21 protein-coding genes are annotated in these 21,273 nt (G+C 72.2%); 8 read left to right on the forward strand and 13 right to left on the reverse strand.

Annotation, left to right across the window (positions count from 1 at the left end):
• Positions 1-70: 70 nt before the first annotated feature.
• On the forward strand, positions 71-409 hold the full coding sequence (locus BM109_RS38470) for a hypothetical protein (protein ID WP_093355211.1): 339 nt from the start codon (positions 71-73) through the stop codon (positions 407-409).
• A gap of 199 nt (positions 410-608) precedes the next feature.
• Positions 609-950 (forward strand): hypothetical protein, encoded by a 342-nt coding sequence (locus BM109_RS38475; protein ID WP_093355213.1) that lies wholly within the window; start codon positions 609-611, stop codon positions 948-950.
• Between the two features lie 78 nt (positions 951-1,028).
• Here the strand turns inward: BM109_RS38475 and aqpZ are convergent, their stop codons facing one another.
• The gene (aqpZ, locus tag BM109_RS38480; RefSeq protein WP_093355215.1) at positions 1,029-1,772 is read right to left on the reverse strand and encodes an aquaporin Z; all 744 of its coding nucleotides are present in this window, start codon (positions 1,770-1,772) and stop codon (positions 1,029-1,031) included.
• 185 nt (positions 1,773-1,957) lie between these two features.
• Positions 1,958-2,965, reverse strand: coding sequence for a zinc-dependent alcohol dehydrogenase family protein (locus tag BM109_RS38485; protein WP_093355217.1), 1,008 nt, complete (start codon positions 2,963-2,965; stop codon positions 1,958-1,960).
• Positions 2,966-3,062: 97 nt separating this feature from the next.
• Here BM109_RS38485 and BM109_RS38490 point away from each other — a divergent pair, with 97 nt between their 5' ends.
• The gene (locus tag BM109_RS38490) at positions 3,063-3,971 is read left to right on the forward strand and encodes a LysR family transcriptional regulator (protein WP_093355220.1); all 909 of its coding nucleotides are present in this window, start codon (positions 3,063-3,065) and stop codon (positions 3,969-3,971) included.
• Positions 3,972-4,024: 53 nt separating this feature from the next.
• Entirely contained in the window at positions 4,025-5,065 is a 1,041-nt protein-coding gene (locus BM109_RS38495) for an ABC transporter substrate-binding protein (RefSeq protein WP_093355221.1), read from the forward strand.
• 116 nt (positions 5,066-5,181) lie between these two features.
• Here the strand turns inward: BM109_RS38495 and BM109_RS38500 are convergent, their stop codons facing one another.
• The 7 genes from BM109_RS38500 to BM109_RS38530 form a co-directional block, all read right to left on the reverse strand.
• The gene (locus tag BM109_RS38500) at positions 5,182-5,694 is read right to left on the reverse strand and encodes a DUF3761 domain-containing protein (protein WP_093355224.1); all 513 of its coding nucleotides are present in this window, start codon (positions 5,692-5,694) and stop codon (positions 5,182-5,184) included.
• 178 nt (positions 5,695-5,872) lie between these two features.
• On the reverse strand, positions 5,873-6,514 hold the full coding sequence (locus BM109_RS38505; RefSeq protein WP_218159454.1) for a hypothetical protein: 642 nt from the start codon (positions 6,512-6,514) through the stop codon (positions 5,873-5,875).
• A complete protein-coding gene (locus tag BM109_RS38510; protein ID WP_093355226.1) occupies positions 6,511-7,341 on the reverse strand; it encodes a COG1470 family protein in 831 nt (276 codons plus the stop codon). The genes BM109_RS38505 and BM109_RS38510 overlap by 4 nt, the downstream gene beginning before the upstream one ends.
• Positions 7,338-7,817 (reverse strand): hypothetical protein, encoded by a 480-nt coding sequence (locus BM109_RS38515; protein WP_093355343.1) that lies wholly within the window; start codon positions 7,815-7,817, stop codon positions 7,338-7,340. Before BM109_RS38515 ends, BM109_RS38510 begins: the two co-directional genes overlap by 4 nt.
• A gap of 5 nt (positions 7,818-7,822) precedes the next feature.
• On the reverse strand, positions 7,823-8,446 hold the full coding sequence (locus tag BM109_RS38520) for a hypothetical protein (protein ID WP_093355229.1): 624 nt from the start codon (positions 8,444-8,446) through the stop codon (positions 7,823-7,825).
• A complete protein-coding gene (locus tag BM109_RS38525) occupies positions 8,446-9,033 on the reverse strand; it encodes a hypothetical protein (RefSeq protein WP_256223064.1) in 588 nt (195 codons plus the stop codon). Before BM109_RS38525 ends, BM109_RS38520 begins: the two co-directional genes overlap by 1 nt.
• 95 nt (positions 9,034-9,128) lie before the next feature.
• Entirely contained in the window at positions 9,129-11,387 is a 2,259-nt protein-coding gene (locus BM109_RS38530) for a carboxypeptidase-like regulatory domain-containing protein (RefSeq protein WP_143129337.1), read from the reverse strand.
• Positions 11,388-11,664: 277 nt separating this feature from the next.
• On the opposite strand from BM109_RS38530, the gene htpG reads away from it, so the two are divergent.
• From htpG to BM109_RS38550, 4 genes are all read left to right on the forward strand, one after another.
• Entirely contained in the window at positions 11,665-13,701 is a 2,037-nt protein-coding gene (gene htpG / locus BM109_RS38535; RefSeq protein WP_093355234.1) for a molecular chaperone HtpG, read from the forward strand.
• Positions 13,698-14,366: a hypothetical protein gene (locus tag BM109_RS38540; RefSeq protein ID WP_093355236.1), complete on the forward strand. Its 669-nt coding sequence runs from the start codon at positions 13,698-13,700 to the stop codon at positions 14,364-14,366. The genes htpG and BM109_RS38540 overlap by 4 nt, the downstream gene beginning before the upstream one ends.
• A 4-nt stretch (positions 14,367-14,370) precedes the next feature.
• Complete coding sequence (locus BM109_RS38545) at positions 14,371-15,426, forward strand: Bug family tripartite tricarboxylate transporter substrate binding protein (protein ID WP_093355239.1); 1,056 nt, start codon at positions 14,371-14,373, stop codon at positions 15,424-15,426.
• Between the two features lie 197 nt (positions 15,427-15,623).
• Complete coding sequence (locus BM109_RS38550; RefSeq protein WP_093355241.1) at positions 15,624-17,312, forward strand: hypothetical protein; 1,689 nt, start codon at positions 15,624-15,626, stop codon at positions 17,310-17,312.
• Here the strand turns inward: BM109_RS38550 and BM109_RS38555 are convergent.
• Genes BM109_RS38555 through BM109_RS38570 form a run of 4 tightly spaced genes read right to left on the reverse strand, consistent with a single transcriptional unit; the run spans position 17,288 to position 21,213 of the window.
• Entirely contained in the window at positions 17,288-18,433 is a 1,146-nt protein-coding gene (locus BM109_RS38555; RefSeq protein ID WP_093355346.1) for a glycosyltransferase family protein, read from the reverse strand. The genes BM109_RS38550 and BM109_RS38555 overlap by 25 nt on opposite strands.
• 2 nt (positions 18,434-18,435) lie before the next feature.
• Positions 18,436-19,200 (reverse strand): hypothetical protein, encoded by a 765-nt coding sequence (locus tag BM109_RS38560; protein ID WP_093355244.1) that lies wholly within the window; start codon positions 19,198-19,200, stop codon positions 18,436-18,438.
• On the reverse strand, positions 19,190-20,179 hold the full coding sequence (locus tag BM109_RS38565) for a hypothetical protein (RefSeq protein ID WP_093355246.1): 990 nt from the start codon (positions 20,177-20,179) through the stop codon (positions 19,190-19,192). The genes BM109_RS38560 and BM109_RS38565 overlap by 11 nt, the downstream gene beginning before the upstream one ends.
• An 11-nt stretch (positions 20,180-20,190) precedes the next feature.
• Positions 20,191-21,213, reverse strand: coding sequence for a glycosyltransferase family 2 protein (locus tag BM109_RS38570; protein ID WP_093355249.1), 1,023 nt, complete (start codon positions 21,211-21,213; stop codon positions 20,191-20,193).
• Positions 21,214-21,273 lie beyond the last annotated feature (60 nt).

The raw sequence follows: 21,273 nt of genomic DNA on the forward strand, positions 1-21,273 counted from the left end.
TAGAGTGAATCTCCAGGGCCGAGGGGCCGCATGTCGCGGCCATCGCGAGCCCGCTCTCAAGGAGTTCGCCATGCAGATCGCATTCTTGTCTTCGCGCCGGCTCGCCCTCATCGCGGCCGCGGGCGCCGTGGTGGCGCTGGCCCCGATGGTGGCCGCGCAGGCCGACGAGGCCGACGGTTCGGAGCACGTGCTGCAGTTCCAGTCGCAGCGCTCGCGCGCCGACCTCGCGCGCGATGCGGCCGAGGCCACGCAGACCGCGACCGCCTCGCCGATGGTGTCGCAGGAGACCGCGCCGCCGATGGAGCGCGCGCAGCCCGGGCTCACGCGCGACAGCGTCAGCGCGCTCGCGGCGCAGGCCGAGCGCGAGGGGCGCATTCCGTACGGCGAGGTGGGCGCGGCCGGCGAATGAATGCCTTCGTGCCACCTTCAGCGGTTGATTTAGGAAGTTCGTTGAACGTCGGCGAAGAAGCGCGCAACGCCCGCTAAGGCTCGCGTAACTCTTTACTCACGCTGCCCTCAGTCGGCCTGCCTAGAGTGCGTTCAGGCCTGCCGCGCGCCCGTCGGCGCCGGCACGAGGCCGGGGACAACCTGTGACCAGGAGAACACGCATGCGCACTTCTTTCAAGCTTCTCGCCGTCGCCTCCTTCGCCGCGTTCGCGGCGACGGGCGCCATCACCGCATCGGCCCAGGAAAAGATGGACGGTTCGGACTACCACCCGCTGCAGATGAATTCGCCCGCCAGCGCCGAGATCCAGGCCGCGGCCATGGCCGCGGCGCGCCCGAGCGGCACCGAGTCCATCGGCCAGTCGACCAGCGCGCCCGCGATGAATTCGGTGACGCCGGTGTCGGACATCCAGGCCGGCGCCTATTCGGCTTCGCACCCGAGCGGCACCGAGTCGATCGGCCAGTCGACCTCGGCACCGCTGGTGAAGTCGGCCACCGGCAGCTGAGCGATCCGCGCTTCGGCGCCATGAAAAAAAGGGAGGCAGCGATGCCTCCCCTTTTGTCGTTGGCGCGGTGCGCGTCGTTCAGAGCGCGCTGTCGCTGCCGCTTCCGCTGCCACCGTTGCCGCGCAGCCGCAGCCCGCGGTAGATCAGCGCGCCGATCACGGCGCCCACGATCGGCGCGACCCAGAACAGCCACAGCTGTTCGATCGCATAGCTCGGGCCGAACAGCGCCACGCCGGTGCTGCGCGCCGGGTTCACCGAGGTGTTGGTGACGGGGATCGAGATCAGGTGGATCAGCGTGAGGCACAGGCCGATGGTCAGGCCCGCGAAGTTCTGCGCCGCGCGGCGGCCGGTGGCGCCGAGGATCACGACCAGGAACACGGCCGTGAGCACCACCTCGATCAGCAGCGCCGACATCAGGTTGTAGCCGCCGGGCGAATGCTCGCCGTAGCCGTTGGTGGCGAAGCCGCCGAGCTGCGCGCCGGCCTTGCCGGTGGCGATCAGGTAGAGCAGGCCGCCGGCGACGATCGCGCCCAGCAGCTGCGCCACGATGTAGGCCGCGAGCTGCGTCGGGTTGAAGCGCCCGGCCGCGGCGAGGCCGATCGAGACCGCGGGGTTGAAGTGGCCGCCCGAGATCGGGCCGAGCGCATAGGCACCGGTCAGCACCGTGAGGCCGAAGGCCAGCGCGACGCCCGCGAAGCCGATGCCCAGTTCCGGGAAGCCTGCCGCGAGCACCGCGCTGCCGCAGCCGCCGAAGGTGAGCCAGAAGGTGCCGATGAATTCGGCAGCCCATTTCTGCGGTGCACTGAAGTCCCTGCGTTCCATGTTCGATTTCCTCTCTCTGATGTTCTCGATGTCAACGAAAACGCCGGGGCGAAACCCGGCGCGCGCGGATTCTGGAACGGGAAAGGGAGAGCAAGCCTTCGGGCATCCGCACGGGATCGGGCAAGGCGGGCAACTGTTCACGAAAACGTCACGGTTTTCTGCCCAATGCCGGGGCCGGCGCGAACTCAGGGGGTCACGACGATCTTGCCGAAGGCGCCGCGCGCGAGGTGGTCGAGCGCCTGCGGCAGCGCGTCGAAGCCGTAACTGGCGGCGATCGCGGGGCGCAGGCCGTTGGCGTCGACGGCGCGCACGAGCTCCTCGAGCGCGCGCCGGTGGCCCACGCCGATGCCCTGCACCGTGACGCGGCCGAGCACCAGGCCGTAGAAGGAGGCGTCGAGCGTCGTGCCCTCGAGCATGCCGATGACCGACACCCGCGCACCCTGCGCGCAGGCCTGCAGCGAGCGGTCGAGGTTGGGCCCGCTCGCGAGTTCGAGCACATGCTCGGCGCCGCGCCCGCCGGTCAGGCGCCGCACCTCGGCGGGCCAGTCGCTGTCGCGCGCCAGCACATGGCTGGCGCCGAGGGCGCGCGCGGCCTCGTGCTTGTCGGCGCTGCCCGAGACCACGATGGCCCGCGCCCCATGCAGCCGCGCGATCTGCAGCCCGAACAGCGCCACGCCGCCCGTGCCGTGGATCAGCACCGTCTGGCCCGCGCGCAGCGCGCCGAGCTCGGCCAGCGCGAACCAGGCCGTGAGGCCGGCGCAGGGCAGGGTGCTGGCCTCGGCCAGCGAGAGCGTGGCGGGCGCGGCCACGGCCGCCTCGGCGTCGATGAGCACGTGCGAGGCCAGCATGCCCGGGCCGGGGCCGCCCGCGGGCACGGCATGGGCGGGCCAGTGGTGGTCGATCCAGCCGTTCCAGAAGGTGTTGATCACGCGCTCGCCGGGCGCGAAGCGGCGCACGCCGTCGCCGACGGCCTCGACCGTGCCCGCCATGTCCGAGCCCGGCGTGAACGGCAGCACGAGCGGCATGCCCATGCCGTCCTCGGTCATCAGCAGGTCGCGGTAGTTGAGCGCGACCGCGCCGACGCGCACCAGGATCTGGCCGGGGCCCGGCGCGGGCAGCGCTGCCTGCACCTGTTCGAGATGGGCGCGGCCGTAGGCGGGAAGTTGCCAGCGGCGCAGGGTGGTTTCGGGCATCAAGGCCTCCGCGAAAAGAAGAAGGCCTCATGCTATTGGCGCTAGAAATGCGCCGGTGGTGGATAATTTTCCGATGTTTGTTGCCTGAAATTCGTCAATGAGCCAGCGCCTGCAAGGCATCGAGGAATTCGTCGCCGCGGTCGAGGCCGGCAGCTTCGCGCTCGCCGCGCAGCGCCTGCACGTCACGCGCTCGGCGGTCGCCAAGAGCATCGCGCGGCTCGAGGCGCGGCTGCACACGCGGCTGTTCCTGCGCACCACGCGCAGCCAGAGCCTCACGCAGGAGGGCCATGGCTACTACGAGCGCTGCCGCAACGCGCTGGCCGAGCTCGAGGCCGCCGAGGCGCTGGCCGATGCGGCGCGCAGCACGGCCTCGGGCGTGGTGCGGGTCAGCATGCCGGCCATGCTCGGGCGGCTCAAGATCGGGCCGCTGCTGCTGGCGCTGGCGCGCCGGCATCCGCAGCTCTCGCTCGAACTCGGTTTCAGCGACCGCCTCGTCGACCTCGCGGAGGAGGGGCTCGATCTCGCGATTCGCAGCGGCGATCTCGGCGACAGCACGGCGCTGATCGCGCGGCTCGTGGGCATGCAGTGGATGGTGCTGTGCGCCGCGCCGTCCTACCTGGCCGAGCGCGGCCGTCCCAAAGGCATCGAGGACCTGAAGCCGCCGCACGAGGCGGTGCTCTATGCGCGCGACGGCGCGGCCTCGGCCTGGCGCTTCCATGCCGGCGATCGCGTCGCCGAGGTGCTGCTGCCCGCGCGGCTGCGCTGCGACAGCGCCGAGGTGCTGCTCGAGGCCGCCATCGGCGGCATGGGGCTCGCGCGGCTGCCGGCCTGGCTCGCGGCCGAGGCGCTGGCGGCCGGCACCCTGGTGCGCGTGTTCGACGAGCCACGGCCCTTCGGCTTCGCGCTGCACGTGATCCGCGCGCGCAGCCGCTACCTGCCGCTGAAGACGCGCGTGGTGATCGACTGGCTGGCCGAGCATCTTCCGCCGCTGCTGGCAACCGACTGAACCCTGTCGGCGCCCGCGCGCGCCGACGCTATCCTGACCCCCAGGAGACCCACATGCACTTGCTCGCCTTCACCCGCACATGCGCCGCGCTCGGCGCGGCCGCCGCCCTGCTGGCCTTGGCGCCGCACGCGGCAGCGCAGGGCACGGTCAACGCGCTGTGCAGCACCGACGCCGGCTGGTGCGAGGCCGCGGCCGCCGCCTTCACGCGCGAGACCGGCATCAAGGTGCTGCAGGCCCACAAGGGCACGGGCGAGATCGGCGCCCAGCTGCGCGCCGAGGCCGCCAATCCCAAGACCGACCTCTGGTGGGGCGGCACCGGCGATCCCTTCCTGCAGGCGGCCGAGCAGGGCCTGCTCGAGCCCTACCGCCCGGCCTACATCAACGACCTGCACGACTGGGCCGTGCGCCAGTACGCGCTGTCGCAGAACATGGTCGGCGGCTTCTACACCAGCGCCATGGGCTTCGGCTTCAACACCGAGCTGCTGAAGAAAAAGAAGCTGCCCGAGCCGCAGTGCTGGGCCGACCTCGTGAAGCCCGGCTACAAGGGCGAGATCGAGATCTCGCACCCCGCCACCAGCGGCACGGCCTACACCATCATCGCGGGCCTGGTGCAGCAGATGGGGGAGGACGCGGCCTTCGACTACCTCAAGAAGCTGCACCGCAACGTCACCAGCTACACCCGCAGCGGCCAGGCCCAGGCGCCCAATGTCGCCAAGGGCGAGGTCGCGGTCGGCGTGAGCTTCATCTTCGGCTTCGAGCGCTGGCGCCACGACGGCTTTCCGGTCAAGACCGCCGCGCCCTGCGAGGGCACGGGCTACGAGATCGGCGGCATCGCGCTGGTGAAGGGCGCGCGCAACAAGGAGAACGCGAAGCGCTACTACGACTGGCTCATGAGCCCCGCGGGCCAGTCCATCGGCGCCAAGGCCGGCAGCCTGCAGTCGCCGGCCAACAAGACCTTCAAGCCCGATCCGCGCATTCCCTCGATGGACGGCGTGAAGCTCATCAAGTACGACTTCCAGAAGTACGGCCAGGCGGCCGAGCGCAAGCGCATCATCGACCGCTGGACGAAGGAAGTCGAATCCCTGCCGAGGTAGGCGATTCCCGGCTCCCTTCGCGAAACACCGAGGAACCGGCTTCGCCGGGCCTCAGGTGTTGCCCCCGGAAGGGGGTTGGCGTAGCGACACGAAGTGCGCGAAGCCTGGGGGAGAGCCTATCCACAGGCCTTGTTGTGCGAGGCGTGCATGCCCTTGGCCTTCGCATCGGCCTCGCTCAGGTACTCGCCCTTCTTGGTCTTGCCGTAGTAGCGGTCGCCCGGGCAGTGGTAGACCTTGGTCGTGTCGTTGGCCCACACCATGCCGGGGCCTCCGCCGGGTGCGGCGGCCATCTTCGTGACGTCGGGCGAGCCGGGCGTCTTGGTCGCGGTGCCCGTGCTCGGGGCCACGCCGGTCTTGTCGACGCTGGCCGATTGGGTTTCGACGGCGGGTGCGGCGGCAGCAGCGGCTGCTGGTGCCGCCTTCGCATCGGCGGCCTTGCCGAACCAGGTCTTGATGCCCTTGTGGCCACGGCAGGCGCCGGACTTGGTGTCGGGCGAGGCATAGCTGCCGTCCTTGCATTGCACGGTGGTGCCGGCTGGCGCGTCGGTCGGCACTTGCGCCTGGGCGGCAAAGGCGGCCAGCCCGAGGCAGGCGGCGATCCACAGCATCTTCCTGGGGTTCTTGTTCATGCAAAGCTCCTGAGGTGTTGAAAGGCAGATGCGCAGCTTTGGAGGGCAATCCCAGCGGAAGCTGACTTGCGCGAGATTCAGGGCGGGCCGGCGGCAAAAGTCACCGCCCCTGGCGGGTGCCGGCGGGATTGCGGAGGCGGCCCGTGACGCGTTCGTGCGTGGCACGCCGCGCACGCGCTCAGGGCGTGCTGGCCGTGAACCGGAGCACGCCGGTGTAGCTGCCCGCGCTGCGGCTGGCGCTGTTGGCATAGCCGAAGGTCCAGCTGGCTTTCTGCAGCGTCACGAGGCTCGAGAAGCCCGTGCCCGCGACGAGCGCGGCGCCGCCGATGCCGCTGGCGGGCACCGGCGGTGCGGGCAGGCCGGGGTTGCTCGAGGCGATGGTGATCTCCGACATCGGGATGGTGTGGCTGCCGTTGGACAGCGGCGTGCTCGCCTCGGCGCGGATGGCGATCGGGCCGGCATTGCTGCGCACCTCGACGGGCAGCACGTGGTCCGAGGCCGTGACCGCGAAGACCGGCGCGCCGCCGGGCCAGTCCAGCGGCTGGCGGCTGCCGGCCACGGGCGCGATGCCGGCCGGCGGAATCGACGGCGAGAGCACGAAGCGCACGGTGCCCACGGCATTGCTCTGCGCCGGCCAGGGACTGGCGCCGACGCCGAAGAACAGGAACTTCTGGATCGAGAGGCTGAAGTCCAGCCTGGCCGTCGCGCTGCGCGGCACGTTGAAGCCGGACGCCGAGGTGGCCGTCTCGGCCCGCGCGGCCGCCATGAGCGCGAGGCTGGCCGCCGCGACCGTGCCGCGCAAGGCGAGGCGCGCCGTCACTCGAGCGTCGCCTCCACCTTGAAGCTGCCCTGCGCCCAGTCCAGCGTGCCCTCGACCTTCACCGGATAGGCGGGCTGCGGCGCGGCGCGGCCGTCTTCGGCCTGGGGCATCAGCGCCAGCGTGCGGGTCTGGCCCGGCAGGATCGGCGTGCCCTCGGGCACCAGCGCGAAGGCGCGGCCCTGGCTGTCGACGGCGTCCAGGCTGCCTTCGAGGCGGCCGTGCGCATCGCCGGTGTTGGCCACGGTCACGGCGATGCGGCGCTGGCCGCCGCTGTCGCTGCTGGCGATCCGCTGCAGGTCGAGCCGGGGCTCGGCGCCGTCGAGCGCGAGGTACACGGCCACCGCGATGCGCCCCGTCACCGGCAGGCTCAGGCTGGCGCCGCCGCCCTGGATCAGCGCCTGCTGCGCGGGCTCGCTGCCTTCGATCGCGATCATGAAGCGGCACTCGCCGCGCGGCGAACCCGCCGGCGGCTCGATCTGGAAGCGGTAGGCCCGGCTGCCGCGCGCGGGCAGCTGCACGCTGCGCCGCTCGAGCGCCACCCAGGGCCGGCAGCTGCCGGGCTGCAGGTCGTCGTGGTAGCTGATCTGGCCCTCGGCCGAGTAGTGCCAGTCGATGGTGCGCACCGTCACCTCGGTCGCGACCGGCGCGAGGTTGTGGATCTCCAGCGACTGGCCCAGGCGCGTGCCGCCGCGGCCCGACAGCTCGAAGCGCGAGGGCGAGACCGCGATCTCGAACGGCGCGGCCAGCGCGCCACCGGCGCCGGCCAGCAGCAGGACGAAGGTGGCGGCGCGCCGCGGCAGCGCGCGGGTGGGGGAAGGCGGGGTCATGGCAGGGTCTCGATTTCGAAGATCGATTCGAAGCGCAGCGAAGCCCCCGGCGGCAGCCGCAGTTCGCGCGGATCGAGGCGCAGCGTGAGCTCGAAGCTCTCGGTCATCCAGGCGGTGGCGACGGTGCCGATCCAGACCGGCACGCGGTCGCCCGGTCGGCCGCTGGCACTCGCGAAGGCGCCGTGGCTGCGCCATTGCAGCTGCATGCCCGCGGGGGAGCGCAGGCCGGGGATGGCGGCCGGGATCACGTAGAAGATGCGCGCGCGCCGGCCGATGTAGGGCGCGGTCGCGAGCCGGTAGTCGATGCGTCCGAACGGCAGGTCGAAGCGGATGCCGTCGACCGGTTGCGCGCGGCGGAAGTCGGTGCCGACCTGGGCGCGCGGCGAGCTCGAGTCGTCCAGCCGCGCAACGCCCGCGCCGGCCGGCAGCGCCAGCCACAGCAGCAGCGCGACACACGGGACGGCCGGTGCGGGCACGCGTTTCACTCCATCGACGCCGTGAAGCGCACCGTGCCCCGGTAGTTGCCCGCGGGATAGACGACGTCGTTGTCGTAGCTGAACTGCATCCGCGTCGCGCCGATCGCGTTCGAGCGGTAGGTGTAGCCCAGGCACAGCAGCAGCACCGGGGCCGAGCAGAAGGTCGCGTTGGCATTGAAGCTCGCGATCTGCTGGTTGGCGCTGCCGTCGAAGCGGCCGCTCTGGATGTCGCCCGTGGTGGCGGCGCCGTTGTTGCTGGCGGTCCAGCCGATCTGGCTGAACGGGATGAGGGTGGCGCCGCAGCCGCCCGATTGGCAGGCCAGGCCGGGCGTCGAGTCGACCCGCAGCGTCACCGGCCGCGCCGTGGACGACGAATTCGCGGGCCGGAACGGCGTGACCCACACCTCGATGACCGGCGAGCCCGCCACCGGCGCCGGTGCCAGGCCGACGTTGTCGCCGGCGACGCTGAAGGCCACCGTGTCGACGCCGCTGACCGCGCCCACGCGCACCGAGATGGCATAGACCAGGCCGACGTCCGTCACCGTCATGACGACGGCCTCCGCGGGCAGGACGAGGCCCGCGGCCAGCAGCGCGGCGGCGAGCGGAGCCGGGGCCGGGCGGGGCCGCATCAGATGCCTTGCGCGGTGTAGGTGATGGTGTTGGTGTACGTGTTGGCGCGCCAGCCGGCCGGCGTGCCGCCGAGCGCATAGGTCCAGGTGCCCGTGGCCACCGTGTTGGACGGGAACGCGGTCGAGGCGCAGGCGCCCAGGTTCGCGCCCGGGTGCGGCAACGTGCCCTCGGCGGTCACGGTGAAGTCGGCGTCGGCCGGGCCGCCTGTGGCGTTCCAGGCGCCGAGCGCGCAGTGGATGGTGCCGGTGCCGGCATTGGTCCAGGCGTAGACGGTGAGCGTGTCGGCGCCGGCCGCGGCGGCAACGGTCGCGGCCGGTGCCGCGCCGTTCCAGTCCACGCCGGTGTTGGCGGCGGCGGCCAGGGCCGGCGTGGGAACGGCGGGGATCTCCAGCGCCGAGCTCCATCGCAGCGTGTCGACGGCGGTGTTGGCCGCGCCCACGCGCAGCAGGATGAGCTTGGGCACCGTCACGCTGAGGTTGACCTTGGCCTGGGCCGTGATGGTGCCGGTGCCCGCGCCGTACTGGCTCTCGGCAATGGCCTCGCCACCGGCGGCGAGGCAGAGGGCCGCCACGGAAAGGGCGAGCATGCGGTGGGGGAGGGCGCTGGGGTTCATGAGAGGGCCTCGATGGATGAAGAAAGAAGAGCAGCAGCGGGCAGGAGAAGACCGCAGGGGCGCGCTGCTCATTCGCCCACCTTGGTCAGGGGAATCTCGGCAACGGCCCGGCCGCGCAGCGGAACGCCGAGCGTCACGCCGCCGTCGCCGGCCGCGCCCCAGGGCAGCGGCACGCTGTCGAGCGTCAGGCTCAGCCGGTGGCGGCCGGTCGTCACGAGCGGAAATTCGAAGCGGCCGTCGCGGTCGGTGGTGGTGCGGTAGCGGCCGTCGAGCTGGACCTCCACGTGGGCGGCCCCGTCTTCGTCGGGCTGCCGCGCGCCGTCGCGGTTGGCGTCGAAGAACACCTGCCCGGCCACGCTGCCTGCACCGGCGCCCGCATCGCCGTCGCGCACGCCGGCGGTCTGGAAGGCCGTGCCCGCGCTGCCCTCCCAGCGCAGGTAGACGTAGGCGCTGCGGTCGTTGCTGCGGTAGAGCTGCGGGCCCAGGCTCGTGGTGGGCGCCACGGCGGCGCGCGCCTGGTTGAAGTAAGCCGCGAAGCCGATGCGCCAGCCCCGGGCGAGCGCCTTCTCGGCCGTGAGCGAGCCCGACAGCCCGCGGCTGGTGTGCAGGCCGCCGCTTTGCGAGGTGTAGCGCAGGTTGCCCCCGAGGTGGAAGCCGCTGTCGAGCCAGCACAGGAACTGCACGCCGGCCGTGGGGTAGTTGCGTGGCACGCCGCCGCTGCGGTCGCGCGCATAGCCGAGCGTGGTCGTGAGCTCGGGGCGCAGCGTCTCGCGGCCCGCGCCGATCCAGTCCTGCTCCCACTGCCATTCGTGGCCGGTGGCGGCCTGGTCGCCGAGCACGATCAGCTCGTTGCGCCGCACGGTCAGGCTGAAGCGGCTGCGCAGGCCACCGAAGAAGCGTGCCTGGTGGAAGACGCTGGCGTAGAGGCTGCGCGAGTCGCTGCCGGCGGCGGTGTTCGCGCTGCTGTCGTAGCGCGTGCGCTGCAGGCTCAGGCTGCCGCCGACCGAGGCATGCCGGTCGAACTGGTACAGGAAGCTGCCGTTCGCGCCGCTGCGGCTGGAACCCGCGAACCCGAAGGCGGCGTCGCCCTGCGTGCGCTCGTGCTCGAGTCCGCCGCCCCAGTGCAGGCGGCTGCCGCCGCGGTCCACGCGCCAGTAGGCGCCGCGCGTGCCGTCGGCCACGAGATGGTCGCCGAAGAAGAGATTCGGCCGGGTCGTGTAGGCACCGAATTCGTGGCGGTAGGGCCCCAGGCGTGCGCTCGCCTCGACGAACAGCCCGCGCGAATCGCCGACGGCGACGCCCGGCGTCGGCGAGCGCGTGCGGCTGCCGATCAGCGTGGCGCGGACCTTGAAGTCGCCGTCGCGCTCCACCTCGCGGCCCCAGCCCAGCGCGCCGGCCCAGCTCTCGACATGGCGCGATCCGAGACCCTGGCCCGTGAACGGGTCGAGGGTCCAGGCCGGAAGGTCGCGCGCCCGGTTCAGCTGCGCGGCGACGAAGCCGTTCCCACCCACGCGCTGCGTCAGGCCGAGCCAGCCGAGCGTGCCCTGGCTCTGCTCGAATCCCGGATACGGGCCGCCCCGGAGGCTGCCGCGCATGCCGAAGCCCGCGCGCCAGTCGCTGCCGGCGTCGAACACGCGCAACGAGGCGCCGCGCACCGTGGTGCTGCCGAGCGAGAGCCGGTAATGGCGCGCCAGGCCCTCGGTGAGTTCGCTGTGGATGTCGCCCAGCGCGCTGTCGGCGAAGGTCCGGGGCGTCAGCGGAAAGGCGAGGTTGCGCAGCGTGAGGCGGCCGCTGCCCGCGTCCTCGGCGTAGCCCAGCACGCCGATGCCGCCCTGGGCCTGGCGGTCGCCGTTCCAGCGGCGGCCGTCGGCCTGCAGCAGGAACTCGCCGTGGTTGAGCGTCTCGCGGCGGTACTCGATGCGCTGGCCGAACTCCACCGCGCGCCGCCGCCCGGCGCCGGAACTCGTCGCAGCGCCGAAGCCGATGCGACTCTCGGTCATCCAGGCGCGAAAGCCTTCGGGTTGCGCGGACGGCACGGCGCTGTCGTCGGCGGACGCGGCGCCGGCCTCGTCGGCGCTCATGAACCGGTCCTGGTAGGGCGCCGGCGCGGCTTCGACGAGGGCCTTCAGCCGCGCCTGCTGCGCCTGGGCCCGGTCCATCGGCTGGATGCGGGCTTCGGCGGCCGCGGCGGGTGGCGCGGTCTGCGCCTCCGCGGCGAGGTAGGCCAGCGCCGCCAGGCAGCCGACGCCCGGGCGGCCCCGCGGCGCCACGGCATTCCGGCCGAGCCAGCGGCAGGCCACGGCAACTCCCTCGTCATCCAACAACATCGCCGTCCCTTTGGGCCCCGAGGGCCCCGGTTGAGTTGAGTCACTGCGTGCGCAGCGGAGGCGATGATTGTGGTTTTTGGTAACTTTTGCTGACCAAAAACGAGGGCTTCAGGGGCGTTGCCGAATTTTTCGTAGTAAACCGTGATGGAGTGCTTGAAATCTCGGTAGCGAGCGTTGATTTTTAAAACCGTTTGCCCCAGGTAGAAAAGCTGCGTCCGGCCGAGCCCGGACCGCCGCGCCGCCTTAGAATTTTTTCGATCCGACCTTTCCTTTTCCAATGGCTGATTCCTCCAACACCAAACTCCCGTTCCAGGCCGAAGTCGCGCAACTGCTGCACCTCGTCACGCATGCGCTGTACTCCAACAAGGAAATCTTCCTGCGCGAGCTGATCTCGAATGCATCGGACGCCTGCGACAAGCTGCGCTTCGAGGCCATCGACCGTCCCGAGCTCTACGAAGGCCAGTCCGAGCTCGACGTGCGCATCAGCTTCGACAAGGCCGCGCGCACGATCACCATCACCGACAAGGGCATCGGCCTGTCGCGCCAGGAGGCGATCGACAACCTCGGCACCATCGCCAAGAGCGGCACCAAGGACTTCGTGAGCAAGCTCAGCGGCGACCAGAAGGCCGACGCCCAGCTCATCGGCCAGTTCGGCGTGGGCTTCTACTCGGGCTTCATCGTGGCCGACCGCATCACCGTCGAGTCGCGCCGCGCGGGCCTGCCCGCCGAGCAGGGCGTGCGCTGGGCCAGCGGCGGCGCCGGCGACTTCGAGGTGGCCGACATCACGCGTGCCGAGCGCGGCACCAGCATCACGCTGCACCTGCGCGAAGATGCCGACGAATACCTCAACGCCTGGAAGATCAAGCAGATCGTCGGCAAGTACTCCGACCACATCTCGTTGCCGATCCTCATGGAGAAGGAGGAGTGGAAGGAAGGCGAGAACGACCAGCCCGGCGACATGGTGAAGACCGGCGAATGGGAAACGGTCAACAAGGCCAACGCGCTGTGGAGCCGTCCCAAGAAGGACATCAGCGCCGAGCAGTACGAGGAGTTCTACAAGAGCATCAGCCACGACTTCGAGGCGCCGCTGGCCTGGAGCCACAACCGCGTCGAAGGCAGCACCGAGTACACGCAGCTGCTCTACATCCCCGCCAAGGCGCCGTTCGACCTCTGGAACCGCGAGAAGAGCGCGGGCGTCAAGCTCTACGTGAAGCGCGTCTTCATCATGGACGACGCCGAGGCGCTGATGCCCAGCTACCTGCGCTTCGTCAAGGGCGTGATCGACTCGGCCGACCTGCCGCTCAACGTGAGCCGCGAGCTGCTGCAGGAAAGCCGCGACGTGAAGGCGATCCGCGAAGGCAGCACCAAGCGCGTGCTCGGCATGCTCGAGGACCTGGCCAAGAAGCAGAAGACCGGCCCCGAAAGCGGCGAAGGCCGCATCGACGTGGGCTCGGGCGAATCGGTGCCCACGCCCGAGCCGACCGAGGCCGTGACGGACGTGGTCGACAAGAACGCCCCCACCGCGGCCGAGACCGCCGCCGCGGCGGCCGACGACGCGGGCAAGTACGCCAAGTTCTATGCCGAGTTCGGCGCCGTGCTCAAGGAAGGCCTGGGCGAGGACTTCGGCAACCGCGACCGCATCGCCAAGCTGCTGCGCTACGCCTCGACCACCACCGATGCCGTGAGCGTGAGCTTCGCCGACTACAAGGCGCGCATGAAGGACGGCCAGGACGCGATCTACTACATCACGGCCGACACGCTGGCCGCCGCCAAGAACAGCCCGCAGCTCGAGGTCTTCAAGAAGAAGGGCATCGAGGTGCTGCTGATGACCGACCGCGTCGACGAGTGGGCGCTCAACTACCTCAACGAGTTCGACGGCACGCCGCTGCAGAGCGTGGCCAAGGGCGCGGTCGACCTCGGCAAGCTGCAGGACGAGGACGAGAAGAAGGCCGCCGAGGAGGCCGCCGAATCGTTCAAGCCGCTGCTCGAGAAGCTCAAGGAAGCGCTCAAGGACAAGGCCGAGGACGTGCGCGTGACCACGCGCCTGGTCGACTCGCCGGCCTGCCTCGTGGTGCAGGACGGCGGCATGAGCACGCAGCTCGCGCGCATGCTCAAGCAGGCCGGCCAGCCCGCGCCCGAGCTCAAGCCGGTGCTCGAGGTCAATGCCGAGCACGCGCTGGTCAAGAAGCTCGAGGGCTCGGCCCACTTCGACGACCTCGCGAACATCCTGTTCGACCAGGCGCTGCTCGCCGAGGGCGGCCTGCCGGCCGATCCCGCGGCCTACGTGCGGCGCGTGAACGCGCTCCTGGTGTGAACACGCGGCCGCGCACCCGCATCGCGGCCGCCGGCCTTCCGGTCGGCGTGCTGCTCGCGTTGCTGGTGAGCGGCTGCTCCCACTACCAGATCGGCATTCCGATCGTGCCGGGCCTCTCGCTGGGGCTCGGCGCCACCAAGGACGGCAACTTCTCGGTCGGCCTCAACACCGGCTTCGGCCCGCTCGGCGCGGGCGTGGCGGTCAGCAACAGCGGCGCGGTCGCGGGCTCGGTCGGCATGGGCCTGGGCGTCGGCCCGGTCGGTGCCGGCGTGGGCCAGAGCGTGGTGCTGCACGATCCCAACGCGGGCAAGCCCAATGCGATGCAGCCGGGTCCGGTGACCAGCGTCGGCGCCGGTGTCGGCGGCAGCGCGGGGGGCTTCGGCGTCGCGGCCGATTTGCCGCCCACGGGCGGCGCGCAACCCGCGCCAACACCTGCCGCATTGCCCGTCGCGGCGCCCGCCGCCACGCCGGTGTCGGCCGCGCCGCGCGTCAACAAGGCCCGCGCGCCGGGCGTGCTGGTGCGCAGGAACGATTCCGCGCGCGAGGCCGTGCCGGTCGCCGCCCCGACGCCCGTGCAGGTCACCTACCGCGCGCCCGAGGCCGCGGCGCCCGCACGCGTCGGCATCAACGCGCTCGGCTCGCCGGGCAATCCGATCGCGCCCTGAGCCGATGGCGACGGCACGCGTGGCAACGGTGGCATCGGCGCAGGCGGATCCATCGGCCGCGCCGGCCACCGCCTCGCGCGATCGCCGCGCCTGGCTCGCGGGTGCCGCCGGCCTGGCCGGCGCGCTGCTGCTCGGCGCTCCACCCGCGCGGGCCCAGCGCGAATTTCCCAACCGACCGATCCGCTGGATCGTGCCCTACCCAGCGGGCGGCGGCTCCGACTTCCTCACGCGCATCGTCGGCAACCAGCTCGCGATCGACACCGGCCAGCCCGTGGTGGTCGAGAACCGCACCGGCGGCAACACCTCGCTCGGCGCCGCCGAGGTCCTGCGCGCGCCGGCCGACGGCTACAGCGTGCTGTCGGCCGACAACGGCACGCTGGTGTTCAACCCCGTGCTCTACCGCAACCTCGGCTACAACCCGCAGCGCGACTTCGCGCCGGTCACGCTGATGGGCCGCTTCCCGCTGGTGCTGCTGGTCGGGCCGGCCAGCGGCGTGCGCGACGCGCGCGCCTTCCTCGAGGACGCGCGCGCCTATCCCGGCAAGATCAGCTACGCCTCGGCCGGCACCGGCAGCCCGCACCACCTCGCGATGGAGCTGCTGCAGCGCCAGGCCCGGCTGCGCATGCTGCACGTGCCCTACCGCGGCGCCGCCAACGCGGTGGCCGACGTGGCCGGCGGCCAGCTGCAGGCCATGATGTGCGACCTCGCCGCGTGCCTGGGCTTCATCCGCAGCGGCCGCGTGCGCGCACTCGCGATCGCCGATCGCGTGCGGCTGTCGCAATTGCCCGAGGTGCCGACCTTCGCCGAGCTCGGCATCGACGGCGTCGAGGCGGCCGCGCTGGTGGGCGTGGTGGCGCCGGCACGCACGCCGCCCGAGATCGTGGCGCGGCTGCAGCAGGCGATCGCGAGCGCCATCCACAACCCCGCGGTGCACCGCAAGCTCGCGGCCTATGGCGTCGAACCGGTGGGCGGCACGCCCGCGCAGTTCGCCACGCTGTTGCATCAGGAGTCCGAGCGCTGGGACGGCCTGATCCGCGGGCTCAACCTGACGCTGGACTGAGTGCCGCCTTCCGGCGCCGGCACTTTGCCTGCCGTTCACACACGGCACGCGCTTCACCTCTGCTTTGCATGAACTTTGCGCGCGCTTGGCGCGGGGCTCACCGAACGCTAAGAGTGCACTTCTAGATTGGCGGCTCCCCCTCAGCCACCGGCCGGCGAGGCGGCCCGCAGGGCCTCCGGCACCGACCGCCCATCGCCATGCCAGCACGCCGGTTCCACCAGGTCCTCTTCGTCGACGACTTCTTCCGTTCGCCCGACAACGGGCTGCACTACTTCCCCGCCAACCGGCGCTTCCTGCAGGGCTTCTTCGGCTCGGCGCTGGGCCGGCTCGGCCTGCCGATGCGCGAGATCGCGCCGCGCTCGCATGGCGGCACGATCGACGTGGCGCGCGCGATGGCGCTGCTGGGCCTGCCGGCCACGCCGGCCGGCTGGGCCCGCGCCTGCGTCGCCGACCTCGCGCCGCTGCGCGGGCTTGAGGGCCTGCCGGCCTTCGGCCCGGGCTGCCTGGTGATCGGCTGGGGCCTGACGCCGGCGCTGCAGCACTGCATCGACCGCAGCGGCGCGAGCTACCTCGACATCGAGATCGATCCGCGCCGCTTCACCGAGCACCTGCACTTCTGCGCGCGCACCAACGACGCGCGCATCCGCGCCGCGCTCGAGGCGCGCGCCATCGACGAGGAGCTGTTCTGGAACCACGCGGCCGCCATCCGCGGCTGCTTCGCGCGCCGCGGCGCGGGCGCGCTGTTCGATCCGCGGCTGCGCGTGGGCCTGTTCTTCGGCCAGAGCCTGGTCGACCTCTCGCTGGTGAGCGGCGGGCGCAGCCAGCATCCGTCCGCCGTGATCGGCGCGCTGCGCACGCTGGCGCAGGAGGTCGACCTGCTGGTCGTGAAGCCGCATCCCTACGAGCCCGCGCTGCACGACCTCGCGCCGATCGCGCGCGCCATTCCCAACGTCGCCTGGACGCGCGAGAACACCTACGCGCTGCTGTCGGCCGAGAACCTGCGCTTCGTCGCGGGACTGTCGTCGAGCGTGCTGACCGAGGCGCGCTACTTCCTGCAGCCCGTGCGCGCGCTGATTCGCGCCGACCGCAACGCGCCCGAGTGCCTGCCCGCGGCCTGCTCGCCCTGGCTGCCGGTGGGGCCCGAGCTCGGCGCGCTGGACTTCATGCTCGACGCCTGCCGCGCGCCCGGCGAGGCGGCCGCGGCCGCGCCGGCCGGTGCGGGCGCCTGGCCCGCGGATGCGATCGAGCGGGCCTTCTCCACGCGCTGGGGCCTCGACGACCGCGACCCGGGCCTGCAGGCGCTGCCCGAGCTTGTGCTCGGCCGCGACTACGCCTTTCGCACCGGCAATCCGGCCACGGCCTGGCTGGCCCATGGCTGGTCGGCGCCCGACGACGTCGACACCTGGAGCGAGGGCTCGCTGGCCTGCCTGGTGATCCCGCTGCCGCCCGCGGCCGTGTTCGCGCATCCGCTGCAGGCCCCGGGCCACGCGCCGGCGCAGCGGCTGCGCGTGCGCATCGACTACCGCTGCGAGGCGCAGAGCACGCGCGTGGTCGCGCTGCTCGACGGCGCCATGCTGCCGGGCCAGCGCACCTCGGGTGCGTGGCGGCGCAGCCTGGTGTTCGAGCTCGTGCCCTCGCCGCAGCGCAAGTGCCTGGTGCTGCAGTTCTTCGTGGGCGAGGCGGCCGATGCGGAGGCCGCCGAGGGCGCGGACGAGCCGGTCGTGCGCTCGGGCTTCACCCTGCGCAAGCTGCGCGTGTCGATGAGCCCGGCGGGCACGGGCGATGTCGCGGCGCTGCCGCAGCCCGACGCCACGGCGGCAGCGCCCGAGCGCGCGCTCGACCGGATGCTGCGCGTGGTGCTTCAGTCCAGGCGCGCGGCCGGATAGGCCGCGTCGGCACCGGCCGCGGCCGGTTGCGTCGCGAGGCGCAGCAGCAGCTGGCTCCAGGGCTGCAGCCGTTCGAGCGCCGCCTCGCGGCCCTGCGCGGCCGTGGCCTCGGTGCTCGCGCCGAGCTCGCGCGTCGCGGCCGCCACGTCGCTCGCGAACGCGGCCGCGTCGCCGCGCCACACCACCACGCGATGCCGCAGCCCGAGCTGCGCGGCGCGCTCGGCATTGCTCGCCTGCTCGGGCTGGTCGGTCTGCAGCAGCAGGATCGGCTTGCGGTAGACCTGGGCCACCGACAGCGCCGCCATGCCCGGGGCCGAGACGATGAAGGCGCTGCGCGCCGCGGTGTCGATCCAGTGCGCGTCCTGCGGCTGCCAGCCGGCGCGCCCGGCATAGCCTTCGCCCACGCAATGCGCGCCCAGGCCCGCGGCGGCCAGGCCGTGCTCGAGGCCGTCGGCCAGCGCCGTGTCCTTGAAGTGCGGGTTGAGGTAGACCGCGGCCCGCGGGGCTACGGCCGCAACGTCGTCGTTCGAGGCCACGGCCACCGGCGTCGCGAGCCGGTAGGTGCCGTGGCCATCGTGCGCCGGCGCCTGCTGCGCGAAATCGTGCGCGATGCGCGCGCGGCTGCGCCCGATCTGCCAGGCCACGATGCGGCCGAAGGCGCGCGCCGTCCAGCCCGGCAACCGGCCGCTGAAATTGCCTTCGAGCGCGCGCCGCAGGCTCGCGCCGTACACGTGCACCACCTTGTGCCGCCACGGCGGCAGCGCGCCCATGAACAGCAGCGCGGGATGGAAGGAGTCGTTGACCACCAGGTCGGCCTCGCGCAGCCGGCCGTGCAGCCGCACGATGTCGCGCAGCATGCGGCCGGGCCGGAACACGTAGTGCGCCACGTTGCGGTCGGTCTCGCGCCGCAGCATGTTCTGCCGCGCGTCGAACTGCACCGCGTAGTGGCGCGAGAGCACGGGCGCGTCGATGCCGAAGCCCGCGAGGAAGAGCGCGCCCTCGTCGGAGGTGGTCAGCACCTGCACCTGCGCGCCGGCCGCGCGCAGCGCGTGCGTGAGCAACTGCGATCGCATCAGGTGGCCGCGCGCGTCGGCGGTCGCGAGGTAGAGGATGCGCGGCATGCTCAGCCCGCCCGCGGCACCAGCCGCAGTGCCGCGCCCGCGCACCACATGCCGAGCGCGCCCGTGATGCCGAAGCCGCGCTCGATGGCGCGCACCTCGTCCATCAACTGCGCGAGCCGCGCGCGCTCGTGCGGCGCCACGCAGCGCTGCAGCGTGTGGCTGCACAGCCGCACATGGCGCTGCTCGTCGGCCCACACGCGCGCGAGCAGCGGATGCAGCGCATGCGCGGGCCCGATCAGCGCGCAGTGGCGTTCGAGGATGCGCGAGGCCATCTGCTCGGCCGCGAGGCCGATCGCATAGGCCGGCACCAGGCCGCCGTGCGCGAAGTGCGGTGCATGGCGGCGGATCAGCGCCTGCCAGCGCGCGAGCTTGCGCCGGCTGAACCAGTCGGGCCGCGGCTGCTCGCCATCGACGGCGCCGGCCCGTGCGCGTCCGCCGCGTTCGGCGATGGCCTCGGCGAACAGCCGCGCATGCAATTGCTCGTCGGCCAGGTGCTGGTCGAGCTGGCGCTCGAGCCAGTCGGGCGCGGCGGCGCGCAGTTCGCACTGCAGCGCCTGTTCCGACGATTCCTCGCCCACGAGGTAGAGGCGCAGCAGCAGCGCCTCGCCCGCGCGGCTGGCATGCAGCTGGCGCAGCGCGGCGCGCTTCACGCGGTGCACCAGCGCGGCCTGCAGCGCGGGCCAGCCGTGCAGCAACGGCGGCGCGAGGCTCTCGAAGCCCGGAGCTTCGGCGTCGGCCTCGGCCCGCGCGTACAGCTCAGCGGCCATTCGACCCGGCCTTCGCATCGAGCGCCACGGGCTGCAACTGCTGTTGCTGCCAGCCGAGCACCAGCCCCAGGAAGCTGCCCTGCAGGAAGCCGCGCGCCGTGGCGTCGGCGCCCGCGAACTCGCGCTGCTGCCCGTCGTAGCGCACGAAGCCCTTGCCGCCGGTGGCGCCGATCGTGAGCTTCTCGTTCTTGCGGAAGCCGCGCTGCAGCAGCGGCTGCAGCAGGGCCTGCGATTCGAGTCCGTAGAGGAACAGGTCGCGCTGCACCACCTGGCGCGGAATCCGGCCGCTCAGGGCCTGCAGCTCTAGCGACCAGGTGCCCTCGCGCATCGCCTCGGCCAGCGGCCGGTTGCGCGTCGTGACGAAGCGCGTGCGCGCCACCCACTTGACGGCCTTCGACACGCCGAGCCCGACCGTGATGTCGGCGTCGCGCGCGGCGTTCTCGCGGTTGTCGCGCACCTGCACCAGTTCGTCGGCCAGGCGCGCCGTCAGCGAGGGCTTGGCGAGCGCCTCCACGACCTGCGCGTTGCTGAACAGCACGCGCTCGCCGCCGGCCTCGCCGACCACGAGCTGCCAGGGATCGATGCGGATCTCGGAGAACTCGCCGCGCACCGGCGCATGCGCATGGCTGCTGAACGACCAGTCGTTGCCCGAGCGGCTCAGCAGCGCATGGAAGCTCAGCGGCACGCGCTGGCCGTCGGCCGTGCGGCCCGAGCCCTGCAGCACCACGTCGCCCACGATGCGCTTGCCGTCGTAGCTGCGGCCATTGGCGAAGCGCAGCGTGTGCGTGGCCTCGTCGAGCGTGGCGCGGGTGTCTTCGTCGTCGAGCGCGAGCCGGTTGCAGTTCTCGCTGGTGCCGGCGGCGATGGGGCAGCCGCTGCCCGAGGCGAAGGCGAAGACGCCGCGGCCCGAGAACTCGGCCGAGGCCGCGAGTCCGGGAGTGAGCAGCGCGAGGGCGGCGAGAACGAGCGGGCGTGCCATGGTCGCGGGCCTCAGGGGCGGTGGTAGGAGAGCGCCTGCGCATCGGCCTGCGCGCGGCCCGTGGTGTGCAGGCCGATGCCGCGCGCGAAGGCGCCGAGCATGTCGACGGCCGAGAAGCCCAGGATCAGCAGCACGCCGAGCGCCCAGCGCGCGCCGCGCAGCGGCGGCAGGTCCTGCCGGTTGAGCGCGCGCAGGCTGAAGCCCAGCCGCGTGACGAGCACGCACAGCGGGCCGATCGGGCCGCTCTTCGCGAGCCAGTGCCAGCGCGGCGACACGTAGCTGCGCAGCAGGTGCGGCGTGAGCGAATACGTGTCCTGCCCGCGCATCCAGCGCAGCTTGAGCGCTTCGCGCCGCGTGTCGGGCAGGCGGTGCTCGGTGTGGGCGCGCGCCGCGTAGTGCAGCGGGATGCCGGCCGCGCGCAGCCGCATGCCGAGCACCTGGCAGTGGGCGCGGTACACGCCGTCGAGCGCCTGGTAGCTGTGGGTGTCGAAGACCTCGCGCCGGAACGCCACGTTGTTCGCGTAGAAGTTGCTCGTCGCGCCCGCGTGCTCGTTCGGGAAGTACATGAAGTCGATGGTGGTGAGCGCTGTGCCCACCACGTTGGCCGCGTAGCTGGTGCGGCCCGCCACCACGGCCGGCGCGTCGGCGCGCGCGAAGGGCGCGAGCAGCTCGCGCAGCCAGTCCTCGTCGGGCAGGCAGTCGGCATCGGCGAACACCACCCAGTCGCAGCGCGCCGCGTCGGTGGCCGCGAAGCCGGTGTTCTTGGCGTCGTAGTAGCCGGTGCTGGCGTCGATGCGCACGAAGTCGACGGGCCGCCCGGCCAGGCGTTGCACTTCCTCGCAGGTGGCGGCATCGAGGCCGTCGTGCGTGATGACCACCTGGGCCAGCGTGGACAGCGGCTGCTTCTGACGCGCGAGCAGCGCGATCAGCCGCCGCAGGCTGGCGGCGGCCTGGGCCTGCGCATCGGCACCGCCGCGCAGGTTGTTGGTCTCGAGGACCAGCGCGGTGCGCGCCGCCACTTGATCGGGCATCATCGATTTTTCCTGTCCGGACGTCGTTGGGAAGGCATGCATGCCGCTTTTATCGCACAACCC

Source organism: Variovorax sp. PDC80, from assembly GCF_900115375.1.
Taxonomy (GTDB): Bacteria; Pseudomonadota; Gammaproteobacteria; order Burkholderiales; family Burkholderiaceae_C; genus Variovorax.